This window comes from Mycobacterium sp. NGS69 (genome assembly GCF_059812165.1).
This window is the reverse complement of record NZ_JCALCD010000009.1, coordinates 181,382-201,730: the sequence shown is the minus strand read 5'-3', so window position 1 is coordinate 201,730 and position 20,349 is coordinate 181,382. Positions and strand designations below refer to the sequence as shown.

The following is a 20,349-nucleotide window of genomic DNA, read 5'->3' as shown; positions in this document are numbered from 1 at the left end:
GGTTAGCCGGCCGCGGCGGCTTCGCGATCCTCCGGCGTGCCGCGCAGACCGTGCCAGAACAGGTCGATCATCAGCTCGGCCGCCTCGTCGACGCCGAGCTCGCCGCTGGACAGCCGGTTGGCCATCGCCTCCCCCGCGCCCACCAGCGCCACGGCCATCATCTGGTACTCGGCGTCCGACCGCGGGGTGCGGCTGCCGGCCCGCATCAGCTCGGCCACCAGTTCGATGATCTGCTCGCGTCCCTCGCGCACGGTGTGCGCGAACGCCTGCGAGCTGATGGCCTGCGTGTACATCACGATCCAGGACGCGCGGTTGGCGTCGATGTAACGCATGAACGACCTGATTGCGTTGCCCAGCAGGTCCTTTGGGCTCTGGTCGAAGTTGATGTCGGCGCGCACCCCTTCGATGAACCGCCCCAGCTCGCGGTCCAGGCAGGCGCCGAACAGGTCCTCCTTGGAGCCGTAGTACAGATACAGCATCGGCTTGGAGATCTGCGCCTCGGCGGCGATGGTGTCCATCGAGGTCTCGTGGTAACCGTTGACCGAGAACATCTGCACCGCGGCGTCGAGCATTTGCTGCTCGCGGACAGCACGCGGCAGCCGCTTGGTGCCACCCGCCATCGCCGTGCCTCTCTAGCCCGCCAAAATCTGACTACAGGGTAACGATGATGCGGCCTATTGGTGGCCACATGTTCGATTGGCGCCCTTCATCGTCGCCACCCGCACCACCGACTGGTCGACCGCCGCCATCGGCAGGTCGCCGGCGGCCACCGCCTTTTCCAGCCGGTCCAGGACCGCGGGCACCTCTTCGATGCTGACCCACAGCGCGACGTCGGTACCGGCCTGCAGCGCGCGCAGCACCGCCTCCGCCACGCCGTACCGATCGGAGATCGCGGCCATGCTGGACAGGTCGTCGCTGAACACCGGGCCGTTGAAGGGCGGGGCGCCGTAGCCGATGCCGTCGCGCAGCAACTGCACCGCGGCCCGGCTCAGGCTGGCAGGGTCGTCGCCGGTCAGCCCGGGGACTTGCAGGTGACCGATCATGACCGCGACCGGGAGCTGGGTCAGTAGCGTCCGGTAGGGCACGAGGTCGTTGGTCTGCAGGTCGCTCAGCGGCGGCGTGACGACGCCGCCCTTGTGTGAATCGCCCGAGCCATGTCCATGGCCGGGGAAGTGCTTGAGCACCGGCAGCAGCCCGGCGTCGCGCAGGCCCTGCGCGTAGGCCCCGGCGTAGGCCGTGACGGTGTTCGGGTCCGCGCCGAACGAGCGGTCACCGATCACGCCGTCCGGGGCATCGGTCACGTCGACCACCGGGGCGAAGTCGACGGTGATGCCCAGGTCGCGCATCTTCTTGCCGCGCTCCACTTCGAGGTCGTGGACTTGCTGGGGCGTCTGGGTCTGCGCCAGCTGCCGGGCCGACGGGGCCGCCCCGATCAGCGACTTCAACCGCGACACCCGGCCACCCTCTTCATCGACGCCCACCGCCAGCGGGAGGGGCCCGGCGCTGTGGGCGACCTCGGCCAGCCCGCCCTTGAAAATCGAGAGGTCCGTCCAGCCACCGATGATGATCCCGCCGACGTGGCTGTCATTGACGACGGTTCGGGCTTCGTCGGCGTTCCGCACGCCCACCATCAGCAGTTGTGCCAGCTTGTCGCGGGTCGACAGCGCGGCCGGGACGGCCGTTGGGTCGGCGCACACCGGCGGCGCGGGGGCGGCGGCCGGCTTGCTCGACGAGGCCGCCGGCGGGTGGGCGGCATGGTGGCCGCAGCCGGCTACCAGCGCTGTTGCGGCGACGAGCACGGCCAGGGTGCGGGGGAAGGGCATCGGGCCATGTTGTCACGGCGAGCGTTTCGTCCCGTGCTCCAGGGGGCATCGCCGGTAGGTTGGCAATCAGCCCATTTGCCTGGCAGGGAGGAGCCGGCGATGGCCGGGTTTTCGTTGGTCGCGGCGGCAAGCATCGCGGCGGGGCTGATGATCGGCGCCGCGGCGACCGTCGGCGTCACGCTCGAGGTCGAAGACCACAAGGCGGCGCCGGCGCAGACCGCACCGCAGCACCCCTCCGGGCCGTACCTGGTGAGTTACGGCTCTCGCTGTTGGCATGGCCATTGCATTCCGTGGCCGTGACTCGCCGGCCGAGCCGGCGACGGCCGTTCTGCTAGGTTGGCGCTAGGTCCCCCCGCGAAACTTCAGGAGCCTTTTCATGAACCGGATCATCGCGCCCGCCGCCGCGAGCGTTGTGGTTGGTCTGTTGCTGGGCGCGGCCGCGATCTTCGGGATCACCCTGATGGTGCAGCAGGACACGAAGCCGCCACTCCCCGGGGGCGATCCGCAGTCGTCAGTGCTCAACCGGGTCGAGTACGGCAACCGTAGCTAGCCGCGCGGCAGGGCCGACGCTGGGCGAGCCGGCGGCGCCGGCGCCAGCCGCGCCGCTCTCCCGCCGGTGGTTGCTGTTGGTCGGCGCCGTCGCGCTGGCGCTGACGTTCGCGCAGTCGCCCGGGCAGGTCTCCCCCGACACCAAGCTCGACCTCACCGCCAACCCGCTGCGGTTCCTGGCCCGCGCGACCAACCTGTGGAACAGCGAGCTGCCGTTCGGTCAGGCCCAGAACCAGGCCTACGGCTACCTGTTTCCGCACGGCACCTTCTTTCTGGTCGGCCACGCGCTGGGCGTGCCGGGCTGGATCACCCAGCGGGTGTGGTGGGCGCTGCTGCTGAGCGTCGGTTTTTGGGGGCTGCTGCGGGTGGCCGAAACGCTGGGCATCGGCAGCCCGACGTCCCGGGTGATCGGCGCTCTGGCGTTCGCGCTGTCGCCGCGGGTGCTGACCACGCTCGGATCGATCTCGTCGGAGACGTTGCCGATGATGCTGGCGCCGTGGGTGCTGTTGCCGACGATCCTGGCGCTAAGGGCCGCCGGCGACAGGTCGGTACGGGCGCTGGCCGCGCAGGCCGGGCTGGCCGTGGCTTTGATGGGCGCGGTCAACGCCATCGCGACGCTGGCCGGATGCCTGCCCGCGGTGATCTGGTGGGCGTGCCACCGGCCGAACCGGTTGTGGTGGCGCTACACGGCGTGGTGGGCGCTGGCGCTGGGCCTGGCCACGCTGTGGTGGGTGGTTGCGCTGGTTTGCCTGCGCCACGTCAGCCCGCCGTTCCTGGACTTCATCGAATCCTCCGGGGTGACAACGCAGTGGTCGTCGCTGACCGAGATCCTGCGCGGCACCGACGCCTGGACCCCGTTCGTGGCGCCGACCGCCACCGCCGGCGCGCCCCTGGTGACCGGGTCGGCGGCCGTCCTGGCCACCTGCCTGGTCGCCGCGGCGGGGCTGGCCGGGCTGGCCAGCCCGGGGATGCCGGCGCGGGGGCGGCTGGTAACGATGCTGCTGGTCGGCGTGGTGTTGATGGCCGTCGGCTACAGCGGGGGGCTGGGGTCGCCGTTCGCCCACGAGGTGCAGGCGTTCATGGACGCCGCCGGCGCGCCGCTGCGCAACGTGCACAAACTGGGACCGGTGATCCGGATCCCGGTGGCGCTGGGCGTCGCGCAGCTGCTGGGCCGGGTCGCGCTCCCGGGCAGCGCGCCGCGCTCGGCGTGGCTGCGCGCGCTCGCCCACCCCGAGCGCGACAAGCGGGCCGCCGTGGCGATCGTGGTCCTGACCGCGCTGATGGTCAGCACCTCGCTGGCGTGGACCGGCCGGCTCGCCCCGCCGGGCACATTCGGCGCGATCCCGGCGTACTGGCACCAGGCCGCCGACTGGCTCGACGAACACAACACGGGCGCACCGGTTCCCGGGCGGGTACTGGTGGTCCCCGGCGCGCCGTTCGCCACCCAGGCGTGGGGCACCACCCACGACGAGCCGCTGCAGGTGCTCGGCAACAGCCCGTGGGGGGTGCGCGACTCGATCCCGCTGACCCCGCCGCAGACCATCCGGGCGCTGGACTCGGTGCAACGCCTGTTCGCCGCCGGGCAACCCTCGGCGGGCCTGGCCGACACCCTTGCCCGCCAAGGCATTTCGTACGTCGTGCTGCGCAACGACCTGGATCCGGAGACGTCTCGCTCCGCGCGCCCCATCCTGGTGCACCGCGCGATCGCGGGCTCGCCGGGATTGCAGAAGGTCGCACAGTTCGGCGCGCCAGTGGGGCCCGGCACACTGGCGGGCTTCGTCGCCGACGGCGGGCTGCGGCCCCGCTACCCGGCCGTGGAGATCTACCGGGTGGCCTCCTCAAATGGCGGCGACGACCCCGGCGCGCCCTACTTCGTCGACGCCGACCGGTTGGCCCGGGTCGACGGCGGGCCGGAAGTATTGCTGCGCCTGGACGAGCGGCGACGACTGCTGGGCCAGCAGCCGCTGGGCCCGGTGCTGCTGACGCCCGACGCCCGGGGTGCCGGTCTCCCGGCCTCGCTCGTGACGGTCACCGACACCCCGGTGGCCCGCGAGACCGACTACGGCCGCGTCGACCAGCATTCGTCGGCCGTCCGGGCGACCGGTGACGCCCGGCGCACCTACAACCGCGTGCCCGACTATCCGGTGCCGGGCGCAGACACCGTCTTCGGCGCCTGGAACGGCGGGCGCATCACGGTGTCGAGCTCGTCGTCGGACTCCACCGCCATGCCCGACGTCGCGCCCGCGACCTCCCCCGCCGAGGCCGTCGACGGCGACTCCGGGACGGCGTGGGTGTCCAACGCGCTGCAGGCCGCCGTCGGGCAGTGGCTGCGGGTGGACTTCGACCACCCGGTGACCAACGGCTCGATCACCATCACGCCGAGCGCGACCGCCGTCGGCGCCCAGGTCCGCCGCATCCTGATCGAGACCGCCAACGGCAGCACCACTTTGCGGTTCGACGAGCCCGGCAAGCCGCTCGCAACGGCGCTGCCGTACGGCGAAACCCCGTGGGTGCGGGTCACCGCCGCCGGCACCGACGACGGCTCCCCCGGCGTGCAGTTCGGCATCACCGACCTTTCAATTACCCAGTACGACGCGTCCGGCTTCGCGCACCCGGTCAGCCTGCGGCACACCGTTTCAGTGCCCGGGCCGCCGCCGGGCTCGGCGGTCGCCGCGTGGGACCTGGGTTCGGAATTGCTCGGCAGGCCCGGCTGCGCGGCGGCGCCCGGCGGCGTGCGCTGCGCGGCGTCGATGGCGTTGGCGCCGGAAGAGCCGGTCAACTTCAGCCGCACCCTGACCGTCGCGGCCCCGGTGTCGGTGACGCCGACGGTGTGGGTACGGCCGCGGCAGGGGCCCAAATTGGCGGACCTGGTCGCCGAGCCGAATACCACTCGGGCCCAAGGCGATTCCGACGCGGTGGACATTCTCGGGTCCGCGTTCGCCGCGACCGACGGCGACCCGGCCACCGCGTGGACCGCGCCGCAGCGGGTGGTGCAGCACAAGTCCCCGCCGACGCTGACCGTCACCCTGCCGCGGGCGACGGAGGTCGCGGGGCTGCGGGTGGCGCCCAGCGCGTCGACGCTGCCGGCGCACCCGACGGTGGTGGCCGTCAACCTGGGCGACGGCCCGCAGGTACGCCAGCTGAAACCGGGTGAGCCCCAAACGCTTTCACTCAAGCCGCGGGTGACCGACACCGTCAGCATCAGCCTGCTCGACTGGGAAGACGTGATCGACCGCAACGCCCTGGGCTTCGATCAGCTCAAGCCGCCGGGCCTGGCCGAGGTCGCGGTGCTGGGCGCCGACGGCAACCCGATCGCACCCGCCGACGCCGCCCGCAACCGCTCGCGCGAGATCACCGTCGGTTGCGACCGCGGCCCGGTCATCGCCGTCGCGGGCCGATTCGTGCACACCTCGATCCGCACCACCGCGGGCGCGCTGCTGGACGGCGAACCCGTCGAGGCCCAGCCCTGCGAACGCGAGCCGATCGCGCTGCCGGCCGGCCAGCAGGAGCTGTTGATCGGTCCCGGCGCGCAATTCGTCGTGGACGGGGCCCGGCTGTCGACCCCCGCCGCCGCCGCGATACCCAGCGCCGCTCCGGTTCGCGCCCAGACCGGAGCGTGGGGTCCGAGCCGCCGCGAGGTGCGGGCCCCCGCGTCGCCCGCCGCGCGGCTGCTGGTCATCCCGGAAAGCATCAACCCCGGCTGGGTGGCGCGCACCGCCGCCGGGGCCCGACTGACGCCGGTCGCGGTCAACGGCTGGCAGCAGGGCTGGGTGGTGCCGGCCGGGGACCCGGGCACCATCACGCTGAGCTTCGCGTCCAATTCGCTGTACCGGGCGGGCCTGGCGGTGGGGCTGGTGCTGCTGCCGCTGCTGGCCGCGCTCGCCTGGTGGCGACCCCGGCGGCGGCGTACCGACGACCCGCCCGCCCGGCCGTGGGCGCCGGGGCCGTGGGCGGCGGTCGCCGTGCTGGCGGCCGGGGTTCTCATCGCGGGCGCCGCGGGGTTGGTCGCGGCCGGCGCCGCCCTGGGCCTGCGGTACGCGCTGCGGCGGCGGCGTCGGGGCGACGCCGCGACGGTGGCGCTGAGCGCGGCCGGGCTGATCCTGGCCGGGGCGGCGCTGTCGCGGCACCCCTGGCGCTCGGTCGACGGCTACGCGGGGCACGCGGCGAATGTGCAACTGCTGGCACTGATTTCGCTCGCGGTGCTCGCCGCATCGGTGGTGGCGGTTCCGCGCCGCGAGCCGCGGCCGCGCGAGGAATGACTTTTGGCCGTTGGCTAGCGGTTTTCCTGCTGCTTGACTGGTAATACGTGACGACCATGGATTGGTTTTCGGCGCCTGAATATTGGCTGGGCCGGATGGTCCTGCAGCGGGGCGTCGCGGCCATCTATCTGATCGCGTTCGTCGCGGCCGCGCTGCAATTCCGGGCGCTCATCGGCGAGCACGGAATGCTGCCGGTGCCGCGGTTTTTGGCCAGGCAGACGTTTTGGCGCGCGCCGAGCCTTTTTCATCTGCGCTACTCCGACCGGCTGTTCGCGGGGGTGGCCTGGCTGGGCGCGGCGCTGGCGGCCGCGGTCGTCGGCGGCGCGGCCGACCTGGCGCCGGTGTGGGGCGCGATGCTGGCGTGGCTGGCCCTGTGGGCGCTTTACCTTTCGATCGTCAACGTCGGCCAGACCTGGTATGGGTTCGGCTGGGAGTCGTTGCTGCTGGAGTCGGGGTTCCTGATGATCTTCCTCGGCAACGAGCGGGTGGCGCCGCCGGTGCTGACGCTGTGGATGGCGCGGCTGCTGCTGTTCCGGGTCGAGTTCGGCGCCGGGCTGATCAAGATGCGCGGTGACCCGTGCTGGCGCGACCTGACGTGCCTGTACTACCACCACGAAACCCAGCCGATGCCGGGGCCGCTGAGCTGGTTCTTCCACCACCTGCCGAGGCCGCTGCACCGTATCGAGGTGGCGGGCAACCATTTCGCCCAGCTGATCGTGCCGTTCGGGTTGTTCGCACCGCAGCCGGTGGCCAGCGTGGCGGGGGCGGTCGTCGTCGTCACCCAGCTGTGGCTGGTGGCTTCGGGCAACTTCGCCTGGCTCAACTGGGTAACGATCATGCTGGCGTTCAGCGCGATCGACGACTCGTCGTTGGGGATGCTCTTTGCGGTGCCCGCGCACGCTTGGCCCTCGGGGCCGCCGCTGTGGTTTGCCGGCGTGGTGATGGCGTTCACCGCCGCCGTGCTGTTCATGAGCTACTGGCCGCTGCGCAACATGCTCTCGCCGCGTCAGCGAATGAACATGTCGTTCAACTCATTTCATCTGGTGAACACCTACGGGGCGTTCGGCAGCATCGGGCGCATCCGCCGCGAGGTGGTGATCGAGGGCACCGACGGCTCGCCTGTCAGCAGCGAAACGGTCTGGAAGGAATACGAATTCAAGGGCAAGCCCGGCGGCGTGCGCCGGCTGCCGCGGCAGTGGGCCCCCTACCATCTGCGCCTGGACTGGCTGATGTGGTTCGCCGCCATCTCGCCGGGTTACGCCCAGCCGTGGCTGAGGCCATTCATGCAGCGGCTGCTGCGCAACGACCGCCCGACGCTGCGCCTGTTGCGGCGCAATCCGTTTCCCGATTCGCCGCCGCGGTACGTGCGCGCGCAGCTCTATGAGTACCGATTTACGACGTGGCGAGAGCTGCGGCGCGAGCGGGCGTGGTGGCATCGCACGCTGGTGGGCACCTACGTCCGGCCCATGACGCTGGGAAAAGAGCAGTCTCCGCGGGGAGCTTAGCCAGGCGTCAAAACGGCGGTGGATCGTCGTCGTCTTGGGGTGGGGCGGGTCCAAAGTAGCTGGGCCACTCAGCTTTACGGGCCAGGCGGGCGTCGCGGTTGTGGCGGCGTTCGGTGGCCACCCGGTAGGCGCGGTCTTGGGCGCGGGTGCGGCGGCGTCGGGGCATCATCGCGGTGCGCTCGGCGCAGTAGTCGGCCGGCGGGTCGGCCTCCGGTGTGGGCATGCCGCCCACCGAATAACACAGGCTGGGGAACAGCAGCGCGCTGCCCGGGGTGGTGACATACGTCTGTCCGGACGGGGAGGTCAGAATCAGCGTCCCGTCGGGCAGTTGCTGTTCGGCCCAACCCAGAAACGTCTTGATCAAATGATGGTGTCGGCTGGCTGGGAACACTTTAAAGCCTGGTGACATCGGGCAGTGATCGAAGACGCAGGTTGCGCGGGCTGGTTGCCTATGGTGATCGGGTGGCTGATGAGGAGTCAAACCCCGGATTCAAAGTAACCAGCCCTGACGGCGGCCTGCTGACGAGATAGGCTATTCGTCATATTCGGTGGGCGCTCATTGGGTTCGCCGCCTCCACCACTGCTGTAAGTCATCCCTGGTCTGGGTAAGAGGCTCACCACTGATATGGTCACGCCATATATCACCCAACGACGGCGACTCTGAATCCGCAGTCTCCGAAGGTATTTCGAGCTGTTGCGGCCTGCCGGGGTACGGCACGCCGGGATACTGACGCGGTGCAGGTGAAGCATCGACGGTACGCGCCGCCATCGCCATTGCGACCACCCAGCCGATGAAAGTCCAACCCAGGAAAAGGTTTATCACGACGATTGAGCCGGTGTTACGCACCTTGCGCGCCGCCGCAATGATCGACGGCAGGAAGTAACCGGCAAGCATCAGTGCCAGCACGATGACAAAGGCGGGGCCGTAGCCGCTGCCGTTGCCGCTGTCCGCGAGCGTCATCATCACTTACCCCTTACGCCCGTTCGTAGGAATGCCGCATCGTATCGCCGTCGCCGCCGCTGGGACCAGGGCCGAGAGTCACCGTCCAGCGCCGCCCGAGCCGACGTCGGCACCGGCCAGCGCCCCGAGGTGCCCACCTGGGCGTTGTGGTGGCCCCTGAGTCGTCAGCGCCGCCGCCCTTTCCCGGCCTTGTCGGGGAGCTGCAATAAGGTGTTCGCCATGAGTGGTGCGGTGCGGTTCGAGGAGCAGATGGGGACCCAGATCGGATTTCTTGAGCGGTCGGCACGGGCATACGACTCGGGTCAGGAAGACGAAAGCCTTCGGTTCGCCACCACGATGCGGGTGATCTTCCACCAGACGGCTATGAGCACCTCGCTGTTGACCCATATGCAGCTGACGGGGACGAAGATGCTGTCGTCGGCGCGGGGACACGGCAACTGGCAGGACTACCTCGGCATGAGACTCGATATCAATAGTCCGCGGCCGATCACGATGACGCCCCTGCTGGGTAAGGAGTTCACGGAGGTTCCTCTTGCCGACTGGTGGGACGGCGAGACGATCTTCGTCGACAACGGCACGCCGTACACGCGCAAGAAAATCATCTTGAGCCTCGCCAACAAAGACGGCGGCGCCCACGTCGACGAACAGCTTGAGGCGTACTACGAGGTCCTTCGGGCTGGGAAGTACGCGCTCGGGATCACCGGAAACCTGACGTACAACGGGCCGACCCCGTTCCCGCAGGGTGTCACCATCTACCCGGACAACGCGCACCTTGCGCTGGGTCGCCAATTCGCTCACGAAACACTTGCGTCGCAACGTCACTTCCAGTGGCCCGCCGTCCGGCGGCAATAGCAAGGACCCGTGCTGCGCGCCTTCAGGTTCCGCTAGTCGGCACAACACCGCGTTGGCGCGCGAGGTCCAGCATCTGCTCGGTCGGCATGTACGCTCGTGTCGAAAACGTCAGCGGCAGAGCGGGATCCGGTTCGCCGCCCTCGACGTTGGCGCACTCGACAATGTGCACCATGTCGGAGTTGAACAGTTCGGTCCAGCTGTCGTTTCGGTAGGGGTCGTGCCACGGGTGGCACGTCGGCGCCAGCTTGGGAACCATCTGCCGTAGCCGGTGGGTCTCTCCCGGGCGAAACCGGGTCCAGCCGCTGACGTCGACCCAGCCGAGTTCATCGAGGATCGTCTCGCGGGCGGTGTAGACGAGCTCCCACGCCAACGGCGGGAAGTACACGGAGGCGATGGCCATGATCCCGATCTGGTTTCCGTCGGCGCCGCGGCGCTGGTTCGGGCCCAGCAGGTGCCAGCCGAAGATGGACCCGGCGACGCGCGCGGACCGTCCGCGGGCGAGCGCGAGGTATAGCTTCATTTGCGCGGGCAGCTCGACGGGCTCGGCCCCGGTGAGCGACATCGGTAGGTCGGGCCAATGCTCCCTGAGCAGGGTTCCGGTGGCGCACATCCCCAACAGGATCGAGCGTGCGACCGCGCCGGGGTCGAAGCCGACGTCGGGCACGGCGATCTGTTTCGGCAGGGCGAGTGTGAGCGATTTGTCCCAACACGGCTTGAGCGAGGCCGCGAAGTCGCCGTACGCGCCGTCGTACCGGCTCGCGAGCCCGTTGCACTCGATGCAGTGTCCCGGCAGGTGGATTCCGCCGGGGTCCGGGCGGCCCGTGCTGACCTCGTGGCCCTCCAGCATGAGTCGGTAGCGCTTGGTCAGCATCTGGTTGCCGGCGCATTGGGGCGGCACGTGCGCCCTGGTCATCAGCTTCTTGTGCCCGCAGACGCCGCAGACGGCTTTGCGCCTGCGGTGACGGTCAATCGGCCTGCGGCCGCGCTGCCTGGACATCTCGGGTAACGAGGTTAGACGTCGCGGCCGACATCAGGCGGGACCTCGCATCCCTACGTCGTGGGCGGAGTGCCGCGGACGGGTCCTCCTCCGCCAGCGCCAGCAACCCGTCCGGCTCGTACACCAGCACCGCCGCGACAATCACCGCGCACCTCTTCGTAGGTAGAATGGCACCGCTCCCGGCGGCCACGTGCCGATCGTCGCCCAACAACTACATACCGCCGGGAGTCTTAGGGATTTAGACGATCAGCCGCAATCGCCGCGCTCATAGGTCCTCGACCCGAAAGGTGCCCGGTCCCCCGCTCCCCCCTCGGCGGCATCCTCCGCGCGGCCGCATCCGCCGAGCACCTCGTCGGTGCTCATCTTGCGGCGCTGGGGATAGGGCTGGGAGCAGGCGGAGTATCCGGGCGGTGGCCTCATCGTCGTTAGCCGTCTTTGCCCGTCTCGCAGGCAATGCCGTCATGGTCCTTGTCCAGCGAAGGCGCGTAGTCGGGGTGCAGCCGCGTGGTTTTCGGTCATGGTGTTCCTCTCGGGTGGTCGTGGGTTGTGGTTGTCGGTCAGGCGATCAGTCCGGCCCGCCGCAGAATCTCGCGGACCTCGGCCCGTTGGGCGTTCTCCCGTACCAGTACGTCGGCGAGCGGCTCGGGCATCAGCGCGTCGAGATAGGCGCGCACCATGTCGAGGATTCGCCGCTGCCCGAGGGCTTCCAGCTCGACGGCGTCATGTTCACGGCCGCCGTCGTACCGCTTGTCTCTCTTGCGGATGACCAGCCGCCGTAGCTCGGGGTCGGCAGCTACCTGGGCGTCGGTCAACGCGATCCGCTCCCACAGCGGGCGTAGTGGTACGCCTGACCGCAAAGCCCTTGCCTCCGAACGGATCACCGACTCCGCCCACGCCGGGGCGTGCTTCATCAGTACCCGCCGGTCGTGGGCCTCGATCTGCCCGCCGGACAGGTCGGAGTCCCCGAGATAGCCGACGCGCTGGCCGGGCTGCAGGCGCGACGCGACCTCGTTGATCAGATGCGCCCGCGCCATGCCCGCTGTGTCGGTGATCGGGCACCCGTAGAGGGCGGCGAGGTTGCGCAGCACCCCGGCGGTGTCACCGGACTCGCACAGAAGCAGCGGCGGGGGCTCCCCACCCCACGGGTCCAGGGTGGCCTCCTCCAGCGACTGGGCCATGAAGTCCGCGACGCTGGGCGCGGTGTTCCACTCGCTGTAGATCCGGCGTTCATCGAGGAGCCACGACCATGGGATGATCCCGACCTCCCGCAGATGGGTCAGCGCCTCTGAGAGGTATTGCCGGTCTTCCCGTTTGATCGGCTTACCGTCACGGCGGCGCAGCTCGGCGAACGCCGAAAGCGGATGCTTGCAGACGATCCCGAGCTGCTCCAGCTCGTAGAACACGAACCGGCCGTTAGTCGGGATCGTGTCGTCGGCCTGGTGGACGCGGAACCGGGCAAGCGCGGCGCGCTGAAGAGTGCCCGCGATGCTTCCCAGCTTGGACAGCCTCTCGTCATCGTCGGCGATGTCGAGGTCGACGGCGGCGATGTCCTCGGGCGAGAGGTAGTCGGTCATGTCATGGGGTTGCTTTCATGTTCGGTGGCTAACAAGGCGGCCTGCGCCTGGCAAACCTTCCCTCGTTGACCCTGCAACGCACGCACCGTGTAATAAGTTCCCCAACTATGTTGCAATAGTGCGACTCAGAACACAGTTGCATCGTTGATAACGCTGAGTAAGCTTCGCGTCATCTCGTGTTGTAGCAACGGGTAAAAAGAGGGGCCAGTTACGTAGAAAAGCTTGCGGCTAGGACGGTACGGATTTACGGTGAGAGGCGCAGGACAACCACACCCCGGATTGATAGGCGCGCGGGCATCCCGCCCGCGCCCACGGTTTGAATGGGGTTTGTCTGAATGTCCAAGCCATACACCGCCTCGCCCGAGGTGATGTCCGCGCGCGGAAAGCTCGGGATGCGGCGTCGTTACCATCCCGCCGAAGATGCCAGCGCGGAACGCGAGGCGCTGCAAGCCGCCGTCTGGAGCGACAAGATCAGGCGATTGGTCGCCGCCGCGCCGCCGCTGACGGTCGAGCAACGCAACCGCTTACGCGAGTTGCTCGCGCCAATCTGCGTCCAACCCGCCGATGTTGAGGCCGACCAGCTCGAAGACGGCGGCGCGGCCGGTGAGGCTAAACAGCTCGAAGACGGCGGCGCCGCGTGAAACACAACTCCCCCCAGAAACGGGAGCGGTCCTCGGCCACCGAACCGAGGACTCGCCACCGTCACCGTCTGGACAACCACTATCCCGCAGTCAGCCGTCCGGCCTCGCTCGGCCCGCCGAAGTCGAAGCGAGACCCCGAAAGGCGAGAGACATGGTTGATGTTACGGCGCACGGCGACATTCGGGGTATCAAGACGGCCGGGTGGTCGCGGTGAAGATGTATCCCCTCAGCGAGGAGAAACGCCGGTACTGGTGCTGGGCGCAGCGGCTCACGTTGGCGTTGATGACACGTGACCGCGACGTGATGGCGATGATCGGCGTAGAAATCGGCGACGACCTCGACCGCTGGAAGCAGGTCGCCTGGTTCCTGACCATCCTTGCCTGCGATCACCGAGACATGGACACGCTGTGCCGGGGGATCGCCGCGACCCTTGACGCCGGACTTCCCACCGGGAGGCCAGCATGACCGGCACCGAGAGTCAGCAAGTTGATTGGTGGAGCGTTCACCGGTTCGTCAGCCCGCTCCTTGACGCGGTCGGTGACTGGCCGGTGCTCGGCAGCCCGGCGTGGTCCGAGCTGCCCGACGCCGACCCGCGCAAGATCGCGGCGCTATTCGACGCCGCCCGGCATCACGCGTTGCGGCTGGAGACCGCGCAGCAGGCCCTCGCGGAGGCGTCCCGCGCGGTGTCCGCCGCTGCTGACTGGCCGCGAATCGCGCGCAGCTTACGCGCAGCCACCGACCCCTACATTCCCCGGAGGGCCGGATGACCGACGCCCGATTCCCGGACCGCTGGCTGCATGACGCCCGTATTCAGGGGCTCACCGATAGTGATTTCCGGGCGTGGATGCACGTGCTGGCATGGTCAGCGAGCAACCGGACCGATGGCATGATCCGCTTTGAGAACCTGCCGCTGATCCCCCGCGTGGACACCGACGCGATGGCCGCGTTTGTCGCGGCGGGGCTGTGCGTCGAGCTTCACGATGGCTGGTTGGTCGTTAACTACCTGGCCACGCAAACCAGCCGCACGCAACTCGAAGCCGCCGAACGGACACGCGCCAAGGACCGTGAACGGAAGGCGAAAGACCGTGCCGAAAAACTCGCAGCGCAACAACCTGTCCATACGGAAGTCCGTACGGAAGTCCATCCGGAAAACACAGGACAGGCTAGGCAAGGCAAGGCCTATACAGAAGTAACCACCTACGGAAGTAAGGGACCAGCAGCCCCAGCAAACAACGAACCGCTCCCGCCTGAGCCCGCTTTCGACTACGACCCCGCCGAGGCCGAGCCGTGAGGACGGTCATTTGTCGGGGTTGTGGGTGCGCTCCGGCGGTCGGCGCGGCCGGTGCCGAGGACTGGTGTGATCCGACGTTGTGCGCTGGATTCAATCAGGCTCGCTTCGATGAGGGTCAGTCGTGGATCGAAGCGCACCCGTGAGCGGGCTGCCATGGACGGCCCTGGTGCACATCGCTTGTCGTTGCCGGAAGGGCTATGAGTGCCTGTTTTGCCGGACCGTGTCGGGGCCTCGGCCGCGTCGCAGTCGGTGGTGCTCGGGTTGCGGGGCACGTTTGGAGCACGCCCTGTCGAAGTTCACCGCCAGGTGCCTCGAAATGCAGACTTTCTGATGAGGCCCAGGCCCAACTGCCGGGCGACCGGCAGACCGACACGGGGAGGACCCCATGACCGACGACTCGTACAACGCTGAGCTGATTCGGCTTGCTGCTGTGGTCGAACGGCTGACGTTGGTGTGCCTTGACGCGATCGGCGGCGCCGACAACGCCGCGCTGGGCGACGCCCTGAACCGCATCGCCGACGCGGTGGCCCCGGACGACTGGCGGTTCATCGCCCACCTGCTCGCCGGGCGTGTCGCGGAATGCCCCGCCGAAGTCGATCCGATCAGCGGGCAGCCGCGTTACCTTGTCGGCGCGATCCGCTTCACTGCGGGCCGCGTCGCGCACCTACTCGACCAGATCAACCCGGCGAGCAGCCCCGACGGCGAATCGCCGTGCCCGATCTGCGGCATCGCCGAGCGGTGCCATCCCAACGCCGTCTGCCCGAGGGTGACACCCGAGTGACCCCCAAGCCTTTGCAGTCGCGGTCCGTGACGTGTCCGGCCTGCGGTCACCCGTTCACCCCGGGCCGCCGGGAATACCGATTCTGCTCCGCTGACTGCCGCGAGCTGATCCGCCAGCGCGCCGCCGCCGCCCTTAGAGAAGCCGTGTTCGCGGAACCCGTCGCCCGGCCAAAAAGACTCGCGGACTCGACCCGTGCGGTCAGAACTTAATCGGCAAATAGCCAACGTTGGGGAGAATGCCGCCTAACAGCGGGGATCCCGGCCAGGAAAAGGTTAAACCGTCGAAGATGTAACCGGTCTGTGTTTGGCCCGTTGGGCTCGTCAGGTCGTAGGTTCCGAAGTAGAGAAGCGGATTTCCGAAGTGGTACACAAAACCCGCAGAGCCGTCCGGGAACATTCCTTCGGTGGCTCCCTCGGAGAACAACGTCGCCGAACCGAACGGCGTGTTTAGCCTGAGGCCAATATCAAAGACACCCCATTGTGGACCGGGAGGAGTGCCAAACATCGTCTCCTGCACGTACGCCTCGAAAGGACCGAAGGGAACGCTGGAAATCGTCTGAGCCGGGTTGGCAGCCGCCCCAGCCAAATTCCGACCGATTCCAATCATGGGAGCTACCCGCGCGTGTGCGGGCGTGTTCACGGCGCTGGCTAACGCTTGCACGGCATTAGCCACCTCGGTGTTGACGTATTGCGCCACCCCGCCATTCAACAGATTGGTGAACTGATCATGAAAGACTGCCGCATTGGCGCTGAGCGCTTGAAACTCCTGAGCGTGGGCGCCGAGCAGCGCCGTGATCGCCGCCGACACCTCGTCAGCGGCCGGGGCCACAATTCGAGTTGTGGAAGTGGCTGCGGCGGCGTTAGCCGCTTGCAGTGACGAGCCGATGTGGCCAATATCCGCCGCCGCTGATTCCATGAAGTCGGGCACCGCTGTCAGAGACGCCATGGCGGTAGAGTACAGCACCCCTCTGGGTCAATGGCTAATTCCGCACTCCATGTACCGGGCGTGCTCGTTCGTCGGCCGAGCGGCCAGGGCTTGTCAAGATAACTGTGGAAGGTGTTGTAGCCGTTCATCTTTGGTTTATAGCGGGAGCCGGTCGGAGAACTGGATGGCGAAGGTGTTCAACGCTTCGGTCCAGCGGTAGGTTCCGGGTCCTTGGGTGGATGCTCTTTTCTGGGTTGATATTGCGGATGGCCAGGTAGAGCAGTTTCATCTCGGCGGTATCCGAGGGAACGATCCGCGCAGAGCGTATCCCGGGTTCGACCTAGTCGACGCGGGCCGCCAGTACCCCCTGCTCCGGGGTGGTCCGCCGACCAACAGGAATGGCGCGGGAAGCCTTATCAGTAGGGCACAGACAGCTGCACGGCCCCTCAGCTATGGGGGAGTGCCCGAGCGGCCCCCAACGGCCGTCAGAACGCGATACAGATACCTTTCCGTGTCCCCGGACAGCCCCGCTATCCAGGAACTTGCGCTCATTGCGGGCAGACCCAGCGAATCGTGCCGATACTGGTACGCAGACACCGACGGAAGGACCGACCCATGGCCACCAAAGTGAGAATGCTTATTCCGGTTAACGGGCTGCATGTCGGGATCGAAGGGGGAACGCCAAAAGGCGCGATCCTCGACCTGCCCGACACCGTCGCGGACGGCTACCTCAAAGCCGGGCTCGCCGAATCCCGCCTGACCGGCCCGCTCGGTCGGGCTTATCAAAAGCAGCAGCCCTGACACGGGAGGCCCACCATGTCCAACCGCGCAAACCGGCACCGGATCGAGTACTCCGACGACCGTTCATCGGCCGCCGCCGGGCCGCTGACCGAGCTGGCCGAAGCGGCCGGAATCTCTGTCGAGGAAGTCGCGCAACTCGCCGCACAGGACCGACTGGCCAGTGTCGCGCGCCGAGCTGAATCGAGGACGCGGACCCGCCGCATCGCCGCCGCCAGGCAAGCCGCGATGCCGTTCCAGCTGGTGACGTTGGGTAAAAAGTTCGGGCCGTCCACCGACACCAGCAACCCGGCCATGATGTCCGACACCTGCTGCCCCAACTGCCACAGCCCCGACTACCAAGGGCTGTGCTGCAGTTCGTGCGGCCATTGCCAGCCATGACACCCAGAACAGCGCTCCATTCGACGGCCCCGCCGATTCCTGAGCGGGTTGCGGTGGCGGCCGGAGCGCACCCCGGCGCTGGCGGGCGGCTACTCAGTGGTTGCCACGGTTTCTCCAGCCGCCCGCCACGCCGGGACCCCCGAACCACCCGTTCGCCGAACTGGGTCCGATGGCTGTCTTCGCGGACTTGGCTGCGACCGGCGAACGGGCAGACCCCAAGTCGCACGTTGGTCATGGGCGAGTGCGACCACGGGGCCCGGCAGGGCGAGCCACACTTTCCGGGCCGCCCTGCCGGGAACCCCACCAAGACTCCGAACGAGATGGCGGCCGGGCGAGCCCCCCGTCTCGTCCGGCCCCCGGCGGCAGGCGTTCTGGTTGTCCACCTCGCCGCCGGGGAACCACAAGGCGAAATGGTCGGCGCCGCACCGCCGGGGACCTTCGACCACCCCGGCGCGCCGTCCTTTTCAATTGCCCCAGTCCGGGGGATGCGTGCCGGGGCTCCAAAACCCAAGCCCCGCAACACAACCCAGCCCGGGCGGGTGACATGAAAAGCCCTGCGGCACAACGACACTCGTACAGCAACCCACCGACACAAACGTCTACGCAGGTCAGCGGCGAATCACCAAGCCCCACAACGACGCAACCGACCTGGCCAGCAAACGCGTATACACAGCAAACCACATCTGACCAGCGACGATCGCGTCACGCGTTATTTTTAGCAAATCCGCTTGGCGAGGCCGCCTCGCGCCTGGGGGTACTTACCACGGACCATCGGGGGGTGCGGTCGGGATTTCCGGTCCGCGCGCCAAAGGTCAAGTGCCGGAACGGTTCTGGTTTCCGCAGATCGCCGCCGCTTTGTGCGAATTGCTTTGGGGTTTCCCGGAATTGAGCGATAGAGGCTGGTTATGTCCGATGTGACGCCTATTCGTCGGGATCACCGTTCGACTTCGACGAAGGTGGTGACGGTCCTCGCCGCTGTTCGAGGTGGTGATCATGTGACGATTCTGCGGGCGGTGCGGGATCGGATGGCGCAGGTGATCGGCGATGCCGGGCCTCGCGATGTGGGGACGTTGGGCAGGCTGTTGTTGACTGTGGAGCGGGAGCTGTACGGGCTGGATGCGGAGGCGGAAGAGGCGGCGGCCAGGGCTGTCGGCGGCGAGGATGAGCGGGCCGGTGAGCTGCCGTGGGACCCGGAGTCCCTATGACCAGGGCGGTGCTTTGTTGTGTCTGTTTCTCCGAGGTGGTTCGCGTGGGGAAGCGGTGTGGGGCGTGCAGCCTGACGTTCACGGGGGTGAAGGGCAGCTCGAATCAGTACGAGCCTCGGCCGGTGGCTGTGACGCCGCCGAGTTCATAGGACTTCGATGCATCCCCAAAGTTACATGAATGGAGTTTGGGCGCTCCGGCCACCTACCCACAAAAGTTTGTGGGGAGGTGGTAGTGTTACCCACATGGAGTCAGCACTGGATGTTGGACGGCTCAGCGAAACCCTCAGCCGTCTCAATGAACGCGCCGCTGCCATGGAGAAGGGCCTCGCCGAGATCCGCGAACTACAGAAGCAGATGGCGTCCCTTATAGCGGAGGCAGAGCGCCTAGGCCGTTACGGTCTCGCGGTTGAGGAGTTCCCCACCGTCCCCTCGGCACCCGAAGAAACGTCGCCAACGGTGGGCGAAGCCGCTACCTTCACCGACGCGGTGATCGCTGTATTTAAGCAGCGTCCGGATGCCGTCCTCGGCGTCGGTGAGGTGGTGGAATTACTGAAAGAAAGCAGGTCAGACGCCACAAAAGAGAGAGTGCGGAACGCCCTCTACTACGCCGACAAGCAAGGAAATCTGCATCGAGTCATTGGGCGAGCGGGCAAGTTCACCCTCAAAGACACCTCAACCCCGGCGGACACCGGGGTTGAGGTCAACGGGGAGTCGTACGAAGGCTCCCCCAGAGAGATAGGAGGTGGTCGAGATGGAACCTCGGCCCCGCCTCACGATCAAGGTAGTAGTGCGTATGACGCACGAATCCACCTTGATCGTGTTGGAGATCGAGCCCCCATAGGAGGCTGATCACCGCCCGTGGCCTCGTCGAAAGGCGAGGTCGCGGGCCTCTCACACTGGGCGGTGCACGGTGCCGGGTCGGAAGTTGGACACTGCTACCCGAGGGGTTCGAATCCCCTACCGTCCACCAGATGTAATTGTTCGCCGCGTTACCGCGACACCAGCAAGTATACGGCACAATGCCTACCCGACCTAGGTATTGTGCCAGCGCGTAGTGGGTCAGTCTAAAAGGTGAACTACAACTTCGCGCGTCCCCACCAGACCCTCACCAAGGACGCCGGAGGCCACAAGGTCACGCCCGCGATGGCCGCTGGCGTCGAGAACCGCGTCTGGGACGCACCGCGACATCGCGGCCCTACTTGACCGAGCGCGGGCCGCAGCCGGTAGTACTTTGGCCTTTCGGCGCATCATTCGCGTTCGGCGCAACCCGTGTGATGAGGGTCATGATGTAGCCAAGGAACCGTACTTTTGCCGTAATTGTTCTACCCATATACCCGCACAGGAGCCATACTTACGGTACCTAAGAAGGAGGGCCGCATCGATGACTGAAACCGACACTGCCGCGACGACTGAGACCGCCGCGACGACTGAGACCGACACGACGACTGAGACCGACACGACTGAAGCAGTCGCCACCAAGATCACCGCAACCCTGCCAAACGATGTAGTCGATGATCTGCGCCAACTTGCCAAGGCTAATCACTTGACGCTCAGCGCGGCACTCCGGCAGGCGATCACTACCTCAAAGTTCATCGATGATGAGACGAGAGACGGCAAGCTTCTCATCAAGAAGGACAACGGCGAGCTGCGGGAGATCGTCTTCCGATGACCCACGGGGCCCTCCGAGTCGCAGCGCGGCGGTGAGAAGCAAGTGAGTCATCCTCGTGTGCTAAACATCGACACCGCGCCGCCCCCGACGCCGGGGGCTTCGAACACGCCGAGTGTGCCGTACGCGCCCGAATACAAAC

22 protein-coding genes and 3 pseudogenes are annotated in these 20,349 nt (G+C 67.6%); 16 read left to right on the top strand and 9 right to left on the bottom strand.

Going from position 1 to position 20,349, the window contains the following annotated elements:
* Window positions 1–2: 2 nt before the first annotated feature.
* A complete protein-coding gene (locus AC5Y2S_RS24775; RefSeq protein WP_499958968.1) occupies window positions 3–620 on the bottom strand; it encodes a TetR/AcrR family transcriptional regulator in 618 nt (205 codons plus the stop codon).
* Window positions 621–674: 54 nt separating this feature from the next.
* Entirely contained in the window at window positions 675–1,823 is a 1,149-nt protein-coding gene (locus AC5Y2S_RS24770; protein WP_499958966.1) for a glycoside hydrolase family 3 N-terminal domain-containing protein, read from the bottom strand.
* A 99-nt stretch (window positions 1,824–1,922) separates the two neighbouring features.
* Between AC5Y2S_RS24770 and AC5Y2S_RS24765 the strand changes: the two genes are divergently transcribed.
* The 4 genes from AC5Y2S_RS24765 to AC5Y2S_RS24750 all read left to right on the top strand — a co-directional run bounded on the left by AC5Y2S_RS24765 (window position 1,923) and on the right by AC5Y2S_RS24750 (window position 8,136).
* Complete coding sequence (locus AC5Y2S_RS24765) at window positions 1,923–2,123, top strand: DUF2613 domain-containing protein (RefSeq protein WP_499958964.1); 201 nt, start codon at window positions 1,923–1,925, stop codon at window positions 2,121–2,123.
* Between the two features lie 76 nt (window positions 2,124–2,199).
* On the top strand, window positions 2,200–2,373 hold the full coding sequence (locus tag AC5Y2S_RS24760; protein ID WP_065443914.1) for a DUF2613 domain-containing protein: 174 nt from the start codon (window positions 2,200–2,202) through the stop codon (window positions 2,371–2,373).
* A gap of 19 nt (window positions 2,374–2,392) precedes the next feature.
* Entirely contained in the window at window positions 2,393–6,631 is a 4,239-nt protein-coding gene (locus tag AC5Y2S_RS24755) for an alpha-(1->3)-arabinofuranosyltransferase domain-containing protein (RefSeq protein ID WP_499959013.1), read from the top strand.
* Between the two features lie 56 nt (window positions 6,632–6,687).
* A complete protein-coding gene (locus AC5Y2S_RS24750; RefSeq protein WP_499959012.1) occupies window positions 6,688–8,136 on the top strand; it encodes a lipase maturation factor family protein in 1,449 nt (482 codons plus the stop codon).
* A gap of 7 nt (window positions 8,137–8,143) precedes the next feature.
* Here the strand turns inward: AC5Y2S_RS24750 and AC5Y2S_RS24745 are convergent.
* Window positions 8,144–8,512, bottom strand: a pseudogene (locus AC5Y2S_RS24745) (hypothetical protein); the annotation flags it as partial.
* Window positions 8,513–8,692: 180 nt separating this feature from the next.
* Window positions 8,693–9,100: a superinfection immunity protein gene (locus AC5Y2S_RS24740; RefSeq protein WP_499958962.1), complete on the bottom strand. Its 408-nt coding sequence runs from the start codon at window positions 9,098–9,100 to the stop codon at window positions 8,693–8,695.
* 216 nt (window positions 9,101–9,316) lie between these two features.
* Here AC5Y2S_RS24740 and AC5Y2S_RS24735 point away from each other — a divergent pair, with 216 nt between their 5' ends.
* The gene (locus AC5Y2S_RS24735; protein ID WP_499958961.1) at window positions 9,317–9,949 is read left to right on the top strand and encodes a hypothetical protein; all 633 of its coding nucleotides are present in this window, start codon (window positions 9,317–9,319) and stop codon (window positions 9,947–9,949) included.
* A gap of 22 nt (window positions 9,950–9,971) precedes the next feature.
* Here AC5Y2S_RS24735 and AC5Y2S_RS24730 read toward each other — a convergent pair whose 3' ends face one another.
* The 3 genes from AC5Y2S_RS24730 to AC5Y2S_RS24720 form a co-directional block, all read right to left on the bottom strand.
* On the bottom strand, window positions 9,972–10,862 hold the full coding sequence (locus AC5Y2S_RS24730; protein ID WP_499958959.1) for a hypothetical protein: 891 nt from the start codon (window positions 10,860–10,862) through the stop codon (window positions 9,972–9,974).
* 509 nt (window positions 10,863–11,371) lie between these two features.
* Entirely contained in the window at window positions 11,372–11,446 is a 75-nt protein-coding gene (locus tag AC5Y2S_RS24725; protein ID WP_499959011.1) for an excalibur calcium-binding domain-containing protein, read from the bottom strand.
* Between the two features lie 57 nt (window positions 11,447–11,503).
* Window positions 11,504–12,520 carry a hypothetical protein gene (locus AC5Y2S_RS24720; protein WP_499958958.1) on the bottom strand — a complete coding sequence of 339 codons (1,017 nt, stop codon included), beginning with the start codon at window positions 12,518–12,520 and terminating at the stop codon, window positions 11,504–11,506.
* A 335-nt stretch (window positions 12,521–12,855) separates the two neighbouring features.
* On the opposite strand from AC5Y2S_RS24720, the gene AC5Y2S_RS24715 reads away from it, so the two are divergent.
* From AC5Y2S_RS24715 to AC5Y2S_RS24695, 5 genes are all read left to right on the top strand, one after another.
* Window positions 12,856–13,161: a hypothetical protein gene (locus AC5Y2S_RS24715; protein ID WP_499958956.1), complete on the top strand. Its 306-nt coding sequence runs from the start codon at window positions 12,856–12,858 to the stop codon at window positions 13,159–13,161.
* Between the two features lie 210 nt (window positions 13,162–13,371).
* Complete coding sequence (locus tag AC5Y2S_RS24710; protein WP_499958954.1) at window positions 13,372–13,626, top strand: hypothetical protein; 255 nt, start codon at window positions 13,372–13,374, stop codon at window positions 13,624–13,626.
* Complete coding sequence (locus tag AC5Y2S_RS24705) at window positions 13,623–13,928, top strand: DUF2742 domain-containing protein (RefSeq protein WP_499958952.1); 306 nt, start codon at window positions 13,623–13,625, stop codon at window positions 13,926–13,928. The genes AC5Y2S_RS24710 and AC5Y2S_RS24705 overlap by 4 nt, the downstream gene beginning before the upstream one ends.
* The gene (locus AC5Y2S_RS24700) at window positions 13,925–14,452 is read left to right on the top strand and encodes a hypothetical protein (protein WP_499958950.1); all 528 of its coding nucleotides are present in this window, start codon (window positions 13,925–13,927) and stop codon (window positions 14,450–14,452) included. The genes AC5Y2S_RS24705 and AC5Y2S_RS24700 overlap by 4 nt, the downstream gene beginning before the upstream one ends.
* Before the next feature lie 385 nt (window positions 14,453–14,837).
* Window positions 14,838–15,233: a hypothetical protein gene (locus AC5Y2S_RS24695; RefSeq protein WP_499958948.1), complete on the top strand. Its 396-nt coding sequence runs from the start codon at window positions 14,838–14,840 to the stop codon at window positions 15,231–15,233.
* Between the two features lie 198 nt (window positions 15,234–15,431).
* On the opposite strand, the gene AC5Y2S_RS24690 is transcribed toward AC5Y2S_RS24695, so the two are convergent.
* Window positions 15,432–16,178 carry a PE family protein gene (locus AC5Y2S_RS24690; protein WP_499958946.1) on the bottom strand — a complete coding sequence of 249 codons (747 nt, stop codon included), beginning with the start codon at window positions 16,176–16,178 and terminating at the stop codon, window positions 15,432–15,434.
* Between the two features lie 135 nt (window positions 16,179–16,313).
* Window positions 16,314–16,464 (bottom strand): annotated as a pseudogene (locus AC5Y2S_RS24685) (IS256 family transposase); the annotation flags it as partial.
* Window positions 16,465–16,772: 308 nt separating this feature from the next.
* Between AC5Y2S_RS24685 and AC5Y2S_RS24680 the strand changes: the two are divergent.
* From AC5Y2S_RS24680 to AC5Y2S_RS24655, 6 genes and pseudogenes are all read left to right on the top strand, one after another.
* Entirely contained in the window at window positions 16,773–16,958 is a 186-nt protein-coding gene (locus tag AC5Y2S_RS24680) for a hypothetical protein (RefSeq protein WP_499958944.1), read from the top strand.
* 15 nt (window positions 16,959–16,973) lie between these two features.
* The gene (locus tag AC5Y2S_RS24675) at window positions 16,974–17,336 is read left to right on the top strand and encodes a hypothetical protein (protein WP_499958942.1); all 363 of its coding nucleotides are present in this window, start codon (window positions 16,974–16,976) and stop codon (window positions 17,334–17,336) included.
* A 995-nt stretch (window positions 17,337–18,331) separates the two neighbouring features.
* On the top strand, window positions 18,332–18,541 hold the full coding sequence (locus tag AC5Y2S_RS24670; RefSeq protein WP_499958940.1) for a hypothetical protein: 210 nt from the start codon (window positions 18,332–18,334) through the stop codon (window positions 18,539–18,541).
* 243 nt (window positions 18,542–18,784) lie between these two features.
* Complete coding sequence (locus AC5Y2S_RS24665; RefSeq protein ID WP_499958938.1) at window positions 18,785–19,390, top strand: hypothetical protein; 606 nt, start codon at window positions 18,785–18,787, stop codon at window positions 19,388–19,390.
* A 222-nt stretch (window positions 19,391–19,612) separates the two neighbouring features.
* A pseudogene (locus tag AC5Y2S_RS24660) lies at window positions 19,613–19,745 on the top strand (IS1 family transposase); the annotation flags it as partial.
* Window positions 19,746–19,922: 177 nt separating this feature from the next.
* Window positions 19,923–20,210, top strand: coding sequence for a hypothetical protein (locus AC5Y2S_RS24655; RefSeq protein ID WP_499959016.1), 288 nt, complete (start codon window positions 19,923–19,925; stop codon window positions 20,208–20,210).
* The last annotated feature ends 139 nt before the right edge of the window (window positions 20,211–20,349 follow it).